The 14479-nt window shown below is 47.6% G+C and carries 11 protein-coding genes; 8 read left to right on the plus strand and 3 right to left on the minus strand.

Features of this window, described 5'->3' with window-relative positions; all coding sequences use genetic code 11:
• The first annotated feature begins 1 nt into the window (after position 1).
• Complete coding sequence (locus ACTJJS_RS16110) at positions 2-925, plus strand: PfkB family carbohydrate kinase (RefSeq protein ID WP_440664459.1); 924 nt, start codon at positions 2-4, stop codon at positions 923-925.
• A 78-nt stretch (positions 926-1003) separates the two neighbouring features.
• Here the strand turns inward: ACTJJS_RS16110 and ACTJJS_RS16115 are convergent, their stop codons facing one another.
• On the minus strand, positions 1004-1795 hold the full coding sequence (locus ACTJJS_RS16115) for a S1/P1 nuclease (protein ID WP_440664460.1): 792 nt from the start codon (positions 1793-1795) through the stop codon (positions 1004-1006).
• A 103-nt stretch (positions 1796-1898) separates the two neighbouring features.
• On the opposite strand from ACTJJS_RS16115, the gene uvrB reads away from it, so the two are divergent.
• The 4 genes from uvrB to ACTJJS_RS16135 all read left to right on the plus strand — a co-directional run bounded on the left by uvrB (position 1899) and on the right by ACTJJS_RS16135 (position 8238).
• The gene (gene uvrB / locus ACTJJS_RS16120) at positions 1899-3950 is read left to right on the plus strand and encodes an excinuclease ABC subunit UvrB (RefSeq protein WP_440664461.1); all 2052 of its coding nucleotides are present in this window, start codon (positions 1899-1901) and stop codon (positions 3948-3950) included.
• Between the two features lie 409 nt (positions 3951-4359).
• Positions 4360-5748, plus strand: coding sequence for an ammonium transporter (locus ACTJJS_RS16125; protein ID WP_440664462.1), 1389 nt, complete (start codon positions 4360-4362; stop codon positions 5746-5748).
• A gap of 275 nt (positions 5749-6023) precedes the next feature.
• Positions 6024-7106: a porin gene (locus tag ACTJJS_RS16130; protein WP_440664463.1), complete on the plus strand. Its 1083-nt coding sequence runs from the start codon at positions 6024-6026 to the stop codon at positions 7104-7106.
• 472 nt (positions 7107-7578) lie between these two features.
• A complete protein-coding gene (locus ACTJJS_RS16135; protein WP_168870653.1) occupies positions 7579-8238 on the plus strand; it encodes a DUF2461 domain-containing protein in 660 nt (219 codons plus the stop codon).
• Positions 8239-8346: 108 nt separating this feature from the next.
• Here the strand turns inward: ACTJJS_RS16135 and ACTJJS_RS16140 are convergent, their stop codons facing one another.
• Together ACTJJS_RS16140 and ACTJJS_RS16145 are read right to left on the minus strand one after the other, a co-directional pair.
• Positions 8347-8565 carry a hypothetical protein gene (locus ACTJJS_RS16140; RefSeq protein ID WP_143312907.1) on the minus strand — a complete coding sequence of 73 codons (219 nt, stop codon included), beginning with the start codon at positions 8563-8565 and terminating at the stop codon, positions 8347-8349.
• A gap of 348 nt (positions 8566-8913) precedes the next feature.
• Complete coding sequence (locus ACTJJS_RS16145) at positions 8914-9903, minus strand: aspartate-semialdehyde dehydrogenase (RefSeq protein ID WP_168870652.1); 990 nt, start codon at positions 9901-9903, stop codon at positions 8914-8916.
• Between the two features lie 151 nt (positions 9904-10054).
• Between ACTJJS_RS16145 and ACTJJS_RS16150 the strand changes: the two genes are divergently transcribed.
• From ACTJJS_RS16150 to ACTJJS_RS16160, 3 genes are all read left to right on the plus strand, one after another.
• Positions 10055-11734, plus strand: a complete 1680-nt coding sequence (locus ACTJJS_RS16150) for a hypothetical protein (protein ID WP_440664464.1) — start codon at positions 10055-10057, stop codon at positions 11732-11734.
• Positions 11735-11829: 95 nt separating this feature from the next.
• Complete coding sequence (locus ACTJJS_RS16155) at positions 11830-12495, plus strand: DUF5606 family protein (RefSeq protein WP_440664465.1); 666 nt, start codon at positions 11830-11832, stop codon at positions 12493-12495.
• Positions 12496-12679: 184 nt separating this feature from the next.
• Entirely contained in the window at positions 12680-14392 is a 1713-nt protein-coding gene (locus tag ACTJJS_RS16160; protein WP_440664466.1) for a M3 family oligoendopeptidase, read from the plus strand.
• Positions 14393-14479 lie beyond the last annotated feature (87 nt).

The raw sequence follows: 14479 nt of genomic DNA on the forward strand, positions 1-14479 counted from the left end.
CATGGCTCTTACAGTCGTAGGCACAATGGCGTTTGATGAAATTGAAACGCCCTTTGGTAAATCAGGAAAAATCATTGGCGGTTCCGCCACCTATATCGCATGGGCTGCTTCTAATTTTGTACAACCGGTTAACCAGGTTTCCGTGGTGGGTGAAGATTTCCCACAGGCTGAGCTGGACGCGCTGACTGCCAGAGGTGTGGCATTAGACGGGGTACAGGTGAAGAAAGGCGAAAAATCTTTCTACTGGTCCGGTAAATACCACATGGACATGAACACCCGCGATTCGCTGGTGACTGACCTGAACGTACTGGCGGACTTTAATCCGGTTATCCCGGAAAGCTACCAGGGCAGCGAATTCCTCATCCTGGGGAACCTTACACCGCAGGTACAGATGAGCGTAATTGACCAGCTGACGGTCCGCCCTAAGCTCATCGTAATGGACACCATGAACTTCTGGATGGAAGTGGCCATGGAAGACCTGCTGAAAGTGCTGAAGAAAGTAGACCTGCTGATGGTGAACGATAGCGAAGCACGTCAGTTGAGCGGTGAATACTCTTTGGTGAAAGCAGCCAAAAAGATCCTGACCATGGGCCCCCGCTACCTGATCATCAAAAAAGGTGAACATGGTGCGCTGCTCTTCCACGAAAACCATGTGTTCTTCGCTCCGGCTATGCCGCTGGACGAGGTATACGACCCAACCGGTGCAGGTGACACCTTCGCAGGTGGTTTTATCGGTTACCTGGCCAAAACCCGCGATATCTCCTTCGAAAACATGAAGACTGCGATCATCGTAGGTTCTGCTATGGCGTCCTTCTGCGTGGAAAAATTTGGTACTTCCCGCCTGACAGAAGTAACGCATGAAGAACTGAATACCCGTCTGGAACAGTTTGTACAGCTGGTAAACTTCGACATCGACCTGGTATAGACCAGATAAGTTATAATAAAAGGAGCGGCCAACCTGTTCAGGTTGGCCGCTCCTTTTATTATGATAGCCCGGAGGAAATTATTTGAAGATCCCGTTCAGGATGGTGGCGAGGCGCAGGCCACCTTTCAGGAGCTGGTTGTTCATGTCTTCCACAAACACATAGTTGTAGCGGTAGCTGAGTTTAGCGTCCGGGTTAGTGTAGCCGTACACTTTGTCTGCCAGCAGGTGAGATTCAAACATCCAGTCAGCGATCGTGCCGCTTTGCAGGGCTTTGACCCGCGCAGGAGTGGCGATGTCGATAGCTTTGGTATATTCCGTGTAGCTGAGCTGTTGAAAGTCGATCAGTTGTTCATCCCATACGCGATGCAGGTTGGATGGCTGGTTGAACCACATGACATTGATTTTGTTGCCGCCCATGTCTTCATCACGCCCGACGTGCAGCGGCTGGTGCATATCGCCCAGCATATGTACGAGGAAGGTGAGGGAAAAAAGTTTCTTTTCTTTGGCCAGCTGTTTGTTTTTCAGGTCACGGATCATCGCCTGTGTCTGAGTGTACAGGTTTTCACCGGTGGCTGCTTTCAGGAGGCTGTCAAATTCCGCGCGGCTGACATTGGCCGGGAAATCGAGATAGTGCCATTTGTTGGTATGGTCGTACTGGTGTGTGGTGTCGGATTTGATGAAATCAGGCCAGTTGGCGATCATAGGCAGGCTTTGGCGGCCCAGGATGTTGGCAATGGCTTTTTTAGCCTGTGGCGTCAGGTGCTGCCAGGCAATCTCTGCTACAATGCGGTGCCCGTTAGGCCCCCAGGCAAAGCTGGCTAAAGGAAGTAAAAGGGCCAGAATCAGGCCCGTCAGGATCTTTTTTCTCATGAGTAAGTCAGTGATTGAAAGGGCAAAAGTAAAGCTCTTTTTTTAACACTTTGACATGTGTCATTTTAGTATTTTTACATACTGCTCAAATGAAATTTTCAATATGCCATTTAAGATACATGCGCCTTATGCTCCCGCTGGTGACCAGCCGGAAGCTATCAGACAATTGACTGAAGGAGTACTGGAAGGTGAACAATATCAGACACTTTTAGGGGTGACCGGATCGGGAAAAACCTTTACGGTGGCCAACGTAATCCAGAATGTGCAGCGCCCTACCCTGGTGCTGACCCACAACAAGACCCTGGTAGCCCAGTTATATGGAGAACTTAAACAATTTTTCCCGGAGAATGCCGTGGAATACTTTGTGTCCTACTATGATTACTACCAGCCTGAAGCATATATGCCGGTGAGCGATACCTATATAGAAAAGGACCTCGCCATCAATGAAGAACTGGACAAGTTGCGACTGAGGGCCACGTCCAACCTGCTTTCCGGGCGCCGTGATATTATTGTGGTGGCCAGCGTTTCCTGTATTTACGGTATGGGTAACCCCACCGAATATGAAAACGGGATTATCCGTATCCACCAGGGACAGACCTTTAGCCGGAACGCCTTCCTCCATGGACTGGTGAATTCCCTGTACAGCCGTACTACCGGCGATTTTAACAGGGGGAATTTCCGCGTACAGGGCGATACGGTAGACATCAACCTGCCTTATGTGGACTATGGTTACCGTATTACCTTCTTTGGTGATGAAATTGAAGAAATAGAAAGCTTCGATGTACAGAACGGAAAACGTATCGGTACAATGGACAATGCAGCCATCTTCCCGGCCAACCTGTACCTTGCGCCTAAAGACATCATGCAGCAGGTGATCTACGAAATACAGGATGAACTGCATGCACAGGTGGAATATTTTAAATCCAACGGGAAACTGATAGAAGCGCAACGATTGTCCGAAAGGGTAAACTATGATGTGGAGATGATCCGAGAGCTGGGCTACTGTAGCGGTATTGAGAACTATTCCCGTTTCCTGGACCGCCGTAAGCCTGGTACCCGCCCATTCTGCCTGATGGATTATTTCCCGAAGGATTTTCTGTTGGTGATCGATGAAAGCCACGTGACCATTCCGCAGATTGGCGGTATGTATGGTGGCGACCGCTCCCGTAAGCTAAACCTCGTGGAATTCGGTTTCCGCCTGCCTTCAGCGATGGACAACAGGCCGCTCAATTTTTATGAGTTTGAGAACATGGTGAACCAGGCCATCTTCGTGAGCGCTACTCCGGGCGATTATGAGCTGAAAAAGACAGAAGGTGTTGTGGTGGAACAGGTGGTCCGTCCGACGGGCCTACTGGAGCCGCCTATTGAAATACGTCCGAGCGTGAACCAGGTAGACGACCTGCTGGATGAAATAGATAGACGGGTGTTGAAAGGCGACCGTGTGCTGGTGACTACGCTGACCAAACGGATGGCTGAAGAGATGGACAAATACCTGGGACGTATTAATATTAAGTCGCGTTACATCCACTCTGAGGTGGATACGCTGGAGCGTATCGAGATATTGCGCGACCTGCGTTTAGGAAATATCGACGTACTGGTGGGCGTGAACCTGCTAAGGGAAGGGCTTGATCTTCCAGAGGTGTCGCTGGTGGCTATTTTGGATGCCGACAAAGAAGGTTTCCTGCGTGATGAGCGTTCGCTGACGCAGACTGCCGGTCGTGCTGCGCGTAACGTAGACGGGCTGGTGATCTTCTACGCGGACCATATCACGGACAGTATGCAGCGTACGATTGATGAAACCACGCGTCGCCGGGAAAAACAGGCGGCGTATAATGTGGAACATAATATTACGCCAAGGACCGTGCGTAAGAGCAAGGAGCAGATACTCGGACAGACATCTGTATTGGAAATCAAACATTTTGACGAGTCCTCCCCTTATGCCGTGCATGATGTGTCGCTGGTAGCGGAAGATGCCGTACAATTGGCCAAAGAAACGACAGCTTCGGCCAAAACGATTCCGCAGATGGAAAAAGCTATTCAGAAAGTGAAGAAGGATATGGAAAAAGCGGCAAAAGACCTCGACTTTATGGAAGCCGCCCGTTTACGCGACCAGATGTTTGCGATGGAGCGGGAATTGCAGGATATGAAACATTAAATTGTTCTCCGTTTTTAAAACATTATATAGAATTATTTGTAATATATCACTGGAGAAACTAAGAATCCAGTGATATATTATATATGTGTATAAAGTTGATAAACAATTTACTGTAAAGGATTACAGCTGATCATAGTAACACCTCTCCCTGATTTTATTGAAAAAAACTTAAGCCTCTTAGGTTGATTTATAATTAATTGATTAATAGTTTATTATGTTTATGATATCGATTGCAAAATGTACCTCGGAACAATAGAATAAAAGATTGATATTATTATTTATTGGTATATGATTGAGTTAATCCTAATTTTAGTAGCGATTATTCAAATAATTCTATTTTTAGGCCCTTCTATTTGATGTTTTAAATTTCATGTCTACTTTTATTTAAGAAATTTAAAAATCAAATGCTATGAAGAAAAGTTCATTCCAAGACTATCTCCCCTTTATTTTTCTGGCGGTAATAGCAGTAATTGGAATTTTTATTCCAGCTCTCCCCAATTTTTCAGATGTTAGTAAATATAATACGGCTGACATCGCCTGGATTCTTGTAGCCTCTTCTCTGGTGTTTTTGATGACTCCCGGCCTTTCCTTCTTTTACGGAGGTATGGTGAACCGGAAAAATGTGATCTCTACTATGATGCAGAGTTTTATTGCAACCGGGTTGATCAGCATAGTATGGGTAGTTGTTGGGTTTAGCCTGGCATTTGGAAAGTCTTATCATGGCATTATCGGTTCTCCTTCTACATATTTTATGTTTAACCATGTTGGTTCCGGCGCTCCCTGGAGCCTGGCTCCCACAATCCCGTTGCTGTTGTTTGCGCTCTTCCAGATGAAGTTCGCCATCATCACGCCAGCGCTGGTGGTAGGCGCGGTAGCGGAAAGGATTCGTTTTACTTCTTATGTACTGTTCATGGTGCTGTTCAGCATCCTGGTATATGCTCCTATTGCACACTGGACCTGGCATCCGGATGGTATTCTCTTTAAGCTGGGCGTACTGGACTTTGCCGGCGGCACAGTGGTACACATCTCTGCTGGTTGCGCTGCCCTCGCGGGTGCCCTGGTGCTGAAACGCAGAAAAGACCATATTGAAAAGAAAGAACTGCAGCCTGCAAATATTCCCTTTGTACTGTTAGGCACTGGTTTGCTGTGGTTTGGCTGGTTTGGTTTCAACGCCGGTTCTGCACTGGGTGCTAATGCTCTGGCAGCCACCGCTTTTGCCACTACCAATACGGCTACTGCAGCTGCTGGCCTTTCCTGGGTTTTCTTTGATGTGATCCGTGGAAGAAAACCATCGGCCCTCGGATTCTGCATCGGCGCAGTAGTAGGCCTGGTGGCTATTACACCGGCAGCCGGCTATGTTGCTATCCCGCAAAGTATATTCATCGGCTTTATTGCTGCCATTGTTTCCAATATGGCGGTTCACTGGAAATCAAAAACCAGCATCGACGACACACTGGACGTGTTCCCCTGTCATGGACTTGGTGGTATGGTAGGCATGCTGTTGACCGGCATCTTCGCTACCAAGGCTATTAACGAAGGCGGCAACAACGGCTGGTTCTACGGAAACTTCGAACTGTTCAAAAATCAGGTGCTGGGACTGTTACTGGTAGTGGCTTACAGCTTCACCGTGTCTTATGCTATCTTCAAACTGATCAACCTCATTCATCCGCTGCGGGTTACTGAAGACGAAGAAGCACTCGGTCTGGACGCTACCCAGCACAATGAACACTATCATCCTGCCATGCTGAGTGTAACCGACAACGGATCACTTAAAGAAGAAGAACTGGTGCACTCCTGAAAAGCTGCACCAGTGATGACCCTCCGTGATAGTAAGTTCTTTGAGTTCGATTCTGACCTTTATCAATTTTATTAAGACGTATAGACGATATCGTTTGAAAGATCTGGAATGGATAATTAATGAGATAGCATGCTGTAAATAGTGAAACGCTTTCTTAATTATCCATTCCTAACTATGTAGCATCAGCACGCGCAAGCACGCGCCACGTCCCCAAAACAATCCGCAGGAGAAGGCCGCATCATTGCTTACCATTTTATCAACCAAACTATAAGTACATGAAACGAATGCTAACGACCTTATTTGTTATGGGTAACTCCTTTGTTGCCTGGTCTCAATCCTCCGACACCCTGCCGGCACCGGCATTCAAAATTTCAGGTTCTGCGGACGTCTATTATAAATATAACCTGAACGGTAATTATACAGATAATAAAACCAGCTTCACCAATTCCCATAACTCCTTTGAATTGGGAATGGTTTCGCTTAAAGTGGAGCATGGATTTAAAAAAGGTAGCATAGTAGCCGATCTCGGCTTCGGAAAAAGGGCTGGTGAATTCTCCTATAATGAACCGCCGTCACCGTCAAACGGCCTGTCAATGGCCATCAAGCAATTATATGTGTCCTATCAGCTGACAGAGAAAGTAAAGCTGAGCCTGGGCAGTTACGCAACCCATGTAGGATATGAGCTGGTAGATGCTTACCAGAACCGGAACTATAGCATGAGTTATATGTTCAGCTATGGGCCGTTTTTTAATACCGGCGTAAAAGCAGATATTACCCTCAGTTCCTCCCTGAGCGCGATGGTAGGCGTGTTTAATCCTACCGATCTTAAATCAGTCACCTTAAACAGTCATAAATATATAGGCGCACAGCTGGGCTTCGCTCCTGCCGAAACGCCCATCAAACTTTATCTCAACTATCTCGAAGGAAAAGATACGCTCGGCGTACAGAACCATCAGGTAGATGTGGTAGCCACCTATCAGGTAAATAAAGTGCTGGGACTGGGTTACAACGGTACCTACAGCACTTACCTCAATACCCGTGCACCTAAAGAAGAACGCAGTAGTGCCAACTGGTGGGGGTCTGCCCTGTATGTGAATTGTGATTTTACCCAAAAAGTGGGACTCACGCTCCGGGGAGAATATTTCAGCGACAAAGACGGTGTGAAAGTATTTGGCGCCGTGCCGGGCGGAGGCAGTGTGGTGGCTGGTACCCTTTCCCTTAATTATAAGGCAGGAAACCTGACCATTATCCCTGAATTCAGAGTAGATAAAGCGTCTGTGGATATTTTCAATAAATCCGGTGGAACACCCGCCGATGTTACGGCAAATGTACTGTTTGCCGCTGTTTACCACTTTTAATAACCAAAATCTGACTAATGTAGGAAAGAGAGACTGGGAAACCCTTGCTGCGAAGGAGGCGGGCTCAAAGGCCGGCCTCTTTTGCAGTTTTGTATTTTCCGGTCATATCATACACCTCTGCACCTCCGCGTTATCGCAAGATCTGATATTTGAAACATTGTGACCGCAGGCTTCAGCCTGTTATCTCATACACCTCTGCACCTTTGGGTTATCGCAAGACCGGACTGTTGAAACAGATCGTAGCCCCGGGCTTCAGCCTGTTATCTCATACACCTCTGCACCTTTGGGTTATCGCAAGACCAGACTGTTGAAACAGATCGTAGCCCCGGGCTTCAGCCTGTTATCTCATGCACCTCTGCACCTCCGCGTTATCGCAAGACCGGACTGTTGAAACAGATCGTAGCCCCGGGCTTTAGCCCGGGGAAATTTTATCAGCCGCATGTATTATCTTGCTATAAAAAAAGTATAACCAATGTTACAGCCTTCCACGTTGAAATTTCTAAAATCACTGAAACAGCATAATAATAAGGTCTGGTTCGATGAGCACCGGGATCAGTATCTGACTGCCAAAGCAGATTTTGAAAGCATGGTCCAGCAACTGATAGATGGTATGGCCAAACAGGACGCCACGCTTGCCGGACTGCAGTTGAAAGATTGTGTATTTCGTATATACAAAGACGTTAGGTTTTCGAAAGATAAGACGCCTTACAAAATAAATATGGCCGCATCCTTTCAGGCTGGCGGAAAGAAGTCTACCCTTGCGGGCTATTATTTTCACCTGGAACCGGGCGGCAATAGCTTTGCCGGCGGCGGCCTCTGGATGCCACCCGCCCCTGAGCTGAAAAAAGTCCGGCAGGAAATTGACTACAACTTTGACGAGTTTGAACGCATCATCGCCAATAAGGGTTTTATCAAACATTTCGGAAAGGTAGAAGGCGACGCCCTCAAGACGGTACCCCAGGGATATCAGAGCGATAATCCCGCTATAGCCTACCTGAAATTAAAAAGCCTCATTGTATCACACCCCATTACGGATGATGCCTGCCTGCAGCCATCACTCGTCCGGGAAATCCTAAAAACATTTGCGCTCATGCAACCGCTGATTGCATTCATTAACCGTGCAATGGACTGACCCATTTAGTCATTTTTTCATTTTATTATTTTAACTATCGCATTGGGTAGATTGGCCTGGCATAGGCTTTAAATAGCCAAATAACAAAATGGAAAAATGACTAAATGATTAGTTTTTGTGAATCAGAAATTCAAACGGACGCGCTTTTCTGTTCTTCAGTAAATTCTCCTTGTCTGTACGCGCGTGGGCAAACCGCTGATTGTAAACATTTGCCACCTCGATGGTAGGAATTATTCCATCCAGTGTGTCCTGCTGGTCCACGATATTCATGATTCTGGACACCTGAGATGAAAAATTGGTGCTCCACTCTTCAGTAAACTTGTGCATTAACAAAAGCTCACGATTGGTGTTGGTTTTCATAGGACTAAAGGGTGTTTTCTGATTAGAAAATAACGAAAATATCCGGCATCTCTCTAAAATTGGACTACTCTTTTTGCAAAAAGCTTAGTTGGCATAGGATTATGTTATCAAAATTGGATTTTATAAGCCACAAATCAATACTACTTCCGTGTAATTTTTACACTTTGTGTGTTATGCTATTGTGAAATATTCAAAAAAAAGCAAGCGATAAGACGCTTGCTTTTAAGGAGTTATGATTTCGTTTTTCGTATAGCCATACGCGAGACTACGTTTAGGGTGCATTACGGCACACAATTACATAGCACGACAGTATGATTACAACCAATTCTTTTGTTGCAAATATTCCGCAATCTGCACAGCATTGGTAGCAGCACCTTTACGCAGGTTATCAGCCACAATCCACATATTTACCGTGTTAGGCTGTGTTTCATCGCGGCGGATACGGCCAACGAACACTTCGTCTTTGTCGTGTGCATCCTTCGGCATCGGGTATTGTGCCCTGGACGGATCATCTACCACGATCACACCAGGCGTCTGGGAAAGCAGCGTACGAACTTCATTGACATCATAATCATTTTCAAATTCGATGTTCACTGCTTCGCTATGCCCACCCATTACCGGAATGCGTACAGTCGTAGCCGTTACTTTGATGGTATCGTCGCGCATAATTTTCTTGGTCTCGTTCACCATCTTCATCTCCTCTTTCGTATAGCCGTTATCGAGAAACACGTCGATCTGAGGAATAACGTTCAGGTCAATCGGATAAGCATATGCCATCTCCCCGCTGATGCCTTGTCTTTCGTTCATCAGTTGGGTAACAGCTTTTACGCCGGTACCGGTTACAGACTGGTAAGTGGATACCACCACTCTTTTAATCTTGTATTTTTCGTGCAGGGGCTTCAGCACCAGCACCATCTGTATGGTAGAACAGTTAGGATTCGCAATGATTTTGTCTTCCTGTGTGAGCGCATCACCATTTACTTCCGGAACGACCAGTTTTTTATCCGGGTCCATTCTCCAGGCGCTGGAGTTATCGATCACAGTAATGCCTGCTGCCGCAAATTTAGGCGCCCACTCCAGGGAGGTGCTGCCGCCGGCAGAGAAAATAGCCACATTAGGTTTCATGGAAATAGCCGTATCAGCGCTCACCACCTTCCAGGTCTTACCCTTAAATGTTACTTCCTTACCTACGGACTTCTCAGAAGCCACGGGAATCAATTCTGTGACAGGGAAATTCCGCTCTGTCAACACCTGTAACATTTTTGAGCCTACCAGACCGGTCGCTCCTACTACGGCAACTTTCATTTTGTTTTACATTTTAATTTTTGGAGTCCCAAAATTAATATATACGCACCGCTTTTCATAACAATCGAAGGTATTTATTCGGCGTTAAGACGGCATTAACATACAACTGGCAGATTACCTGTATGTTTGAGGCTTAACCCCCAACTGCACCATGAATATACCCATTGTTTGTATCGCCCTGCTGTGGCAGGTTGTCTCAGGCAGCGACACGGCCGCTGTCCCTGTTTATGACGTCGTGATTCACGAGATGATGATAAAACCCTCGTCCGTTGCAGGTTTACCGCCTTTTGAATACATTGAGCTGCGCAACAGAAGCAGCCGCGCTGTCCAGTTACAGCACTGGACATTGGCGGTAAACAAGCGGGAAGTCGCCCTGCCGTCTTATTTACTGCAGCCGGACAGCCTGTTGCTGCTCTGTCCCGCGGCGGCAGGCTTTACGGGGACTAATGTGCTGCCGGTGGACCGGTTTCCGGCCCTGCCCGATGACACCGGGCTGGTGGTGTTATATAATAACCGCCGGGAAGTGATGCATGCAGTGGCTTACACACCTTCCTGGTATGTGCTGCCCGCCGCCTCCCGGGCAGGCCGCAGCCTTGAAATGATAGACCCGTCGCTGCCCTGCGGCGGCAGAATAAACTGGGCGGCTTCTTCCTCCCCGGCGGGAGGTACGCCAGGGGCCTATAATTCCGTGGCCCGGCGTATCACAGATGATACCCGGCCGGACCTTTATTTTATAGAGATGCCCGATAGCCTGCACCTCCTGCTTCATTTCAGTAAAACGCTTGACAGCCAGAAAGCGGCTTCCCTGGCCGGTTATCGGGCCGGCTCTTCTCCGGTGGCTGCTGTGACAGTACTGCCCCCGTTGTTTAACATTGTAGCCCTCCGGCTGGCATCGGCAATAGATTCGGGCACAGTGGCCGTAAATGGCATTTCCGATTGTGCAGGGAACGAAAGCAGCATTAAAAACAGCCTGCCGTTTTCGCGGCCACAGGCGCCGGTTTTGGGGGAGCTGGTCATCAATGAACTGTTGTTTGACCCGCCCGCAGGTATACCGGAGTTTATAGAACTACATAACCGCGGCACGCATGCTGTTAGCCTGGAGCATATTTTTCTTTGCGTCAGAAAGGCAGACGGGCAACCAGGTCCCAAAAAAAGACTGGCTGCCAACAGCCGCCTGCTGATGCCCGGGCAGTGGCTGGCCGTTACTACAGAGGCCGACCGCCTGTGTGGTTACTATCGCTGCGCCAGCCCTGAAAATATCCAGGAGATCGCCAGTCTGCCATCTATGCCTGCGGAGGGCGGGACGTTGCTGTTACTTGCCGACAGTACCGTGTTGGATGAAGTGCGATACCTGTCAGATTTTCATTTTCCGTTGACAAGTCAGCCGAAAGGCGTGGCCCTGGAACGGAGAGACAGCGGCCATACCGTTAACTGGATATCAGCGGCTGCTTCCGCTGGATACGCCACTCCGGGATACGCTAACTCCCATACATGGCCCGATATGGCAGACAATGCCCGGGTTACGCTGGAACCGGCAGTGTTTTGTCCGGACGATGCCACCGCCACCAATCGCACGGTTTTGCAATGGACGCTCCCCCATGCCGAATGGGTGGGCAATGTAACGGTCTTTACTGCCGATGGACGTCCAATCCGTTACCTGGCGCGGAATATGACAATGGGAAATAAAGGAAATCTCTACTGGGATGGATTTGGAGAAAATAAAGTACTTTTGCCGCCAGGTATTTATATATTTTTTATTGAAATATTTGACCTCAAAGGCCGGGTCAAACGCTGGAAACAGCCCCTGGTCATGGCACGAAAGTTGAATTGATGCCAGCCCTTTGCTGACGGCATTTTCAAGGTGAAAATTTGTCAGCGGGCAATCTATTATAATTATTTATATTTGCGCTTCCTAAAAATTAGAACATGCAGTACAGAGAAATTGTTGCAGTAACCGGATTGGGCGGTTTGTTTCAGTTAATTGCCAGCAAACAAGATGGCGCCATCGTTAGGTCACTGGAAGATAAAAGCACAAGGTTTGTATCTTCCCGCGTGCATAATTTTACTCCACTGGAAAGTATTGAAGTTTTCACTACCGGTGAAAACGTAAACCTGGCTGAAGTATTCAAAGCCATGGACGAAAAAGCGGCTGCTTTTCCGCTGATTGACGGTAAAGCAGACAATAACGCGATCAAAGCTTATTTCAAAAACGTATATCCTGAATTCGACGACGAAAGGGTATATGTGAGCGATATGAAGAAAATGGTGAAATGGTTTGGTATCCTCAAAGCGAACGATCTGCTGAAGTTTGAGGAAATCCTGGCCGAAGGTGAAGAGGTAGCGGAAGAAGCTGTGGAAGTGGAAGACGCTCCGGCCCCTGCTAAAAAGAAAAAAGTTGCTGAACCTGCTGCTGAAGAAGCCGCCGGCGAAGAGAAGCCTAAGAAAACCCGCGCTAAAAAAGCTGCTGCAGCTGAAGGCGAAGAGGAAAAAGCACCTAAGAAAGCAAAAGCTAAAAAAGAAGATGCTCCTGCTGCCGAAGGTGAAGAACCTAAAAAAGCGGCTAAACCCCGCAAGAAAAAAACAGAAGAGTAATTTTCGATGTAGAAATTTTTTGATCTTCGGATTTAAATTCGAAAATCAGAAAATTCGAAAATCAGCAATATCTTTCAGGCTTCCGCATACAGTACTTCACTGTAACGGAAGCCTGATTCATTTGTGGGAATTGAGGTAAATTGACTAAATTCCAAATCCGAAAAATTCAGTAAAACATCAGCACATGAACGCAGATATAAAAAAACTCCCCCGTCATTTTCTGCCGGAAACGTTTGAAGTGACTACCTGGGACGCCCTGCAGCCATACTATGAAGCGCTGCAGCAAAGAAACATCAACAGCGTGGCAGACCTGGAACAATGGCTGAAAGACGTCAGCGAACTGGAAGCGGTGGTCAGCGAAGACGCCTGCTGGCGCCAGATCAAAATGACCTGCGATACCACCAATAAAGAACTGGAAGATGCTTTCACCTACTTCTGCATGGAGATACAGCCCCGCCTGCAACCCTATGCAGACGCCATCAATAAAAAACTGCTGGGCAGTCCCTTCCTGAAAGAACTGGACCAGGACCTGTATAAAACCTATCTGCGCAACGTAGAGAAACAGGTAAAACTTTTCCGCGAAGAGAATATTCCCCTACAGGCTGAACTGAGCGTAACAGGACAGCAGTATGGCGTTATTTCCGGCAAAATGACCATCTCTGTTAACGGTCAGGAATATACGCTGCAACAGGCGGCCAAATTCCTGAAAAATGAAGACCGCGCGCTGAGAGAGGAAGTATTCGGTAAAACCGCCGCCCGCCGCCTCCAGGACCGCGAAGCACTGGACACGCTGTACACCAGCCTCGTACAAAAACGGGACATGGTAGCTAAAAATGCAGGCTTCGCCAACTACCGCGATTATAAGTTCGTGGAACTGGGCCGCTTTGATTACACCAAAGAAGACTGTTTCCTGTTCCATGAAGCCGTGAAAACACATATCCTGCCGCTGGTACAACAAATACTGGAAAAACAGCAGGCTAAACTGAAGGTGGACAAACTGAGGCCATGGGACACAGAGGCTGAACCAGTAGGCGTAAAGCCGCTTGAACCCTTTCAGACAGGAGAGGAACTGATCACTAAAACAATCGAAATCTTCGACCAGCTGGGGCCTTTCTTTGGAGATTGCCTGCGGGTAATGAAGAAAATAGGCCGCCTCGACCTGGAAAGCCGCATCGGTAAAGCCCCCGGAGGATATAACTGCCCACTGGCGGAAACTGGCGTGCCTTTTATCTTCATGAACGCAGCCGGCCAGATGAGCGACGTTACCACCATGGTACACGAAGGTGGACATGCTGTTCATTCTTTCCTGAGCCATAACCTGCCGCTGAGCGCCTTTAAAGAATATCCAATGGAAATCGCTGAAGTGGCCAGCATGAGCATGGAGCTGATGGCAATGGATTATCTGGATATTTTCTTCGATAATAAAGAAGAATTGCGCCGCGCCCGTCTTCAACAACTGGAAAGGTCACTGACCATTTTCCCGTGGATTGCAACAATCGATAAATTCCAACACTGGATATACGAGCGTCCGCAACATACTACAGAAGAACGTACCGCCAAATGGCTGGAAATATTGAACGAGTTCTCCCCCGATGTGGTGGATTGGAGCGGATATGAAGACTACCGCGCCGCCAACTGGCAACGGCAGTTGCACCTCTTCGAAGTGCCTTTCTATTACATTGAATACGGTATCGCTCAACTGGGGGCTATCGCTATGTGGAAGCAGTTCAAGGAAAACAAACAACAGGCACTCGATAACTACGTACGGGCGTTAAGTTTAGGAAGCACCAAAACACTGCCTGAATTGTATAAAGCTGCCGGTATCCGGTTTGACCTGTCTCCGGCATACATCAAAGAGCTGGCTGATTTTATGAAAAGCGAGATCGAAAAAATTTAGGGATTTTTTGTGGATAAAAAAGCGAAGACCAAAACGACTATCGTTTTGGTCTTCGCTTTTTTATTGCCAATTTTTTAACTCACGAAA

It is taken from the genome of Chitinophaga sp. 22308, assembly GCF_052045305.1.
Lineage (GTDB): Bacteria > Bacteroidota > Bacteroidia > Chitinophagales > Chitinophagaceae > Chitinophaga > Chitinophaga varians_A.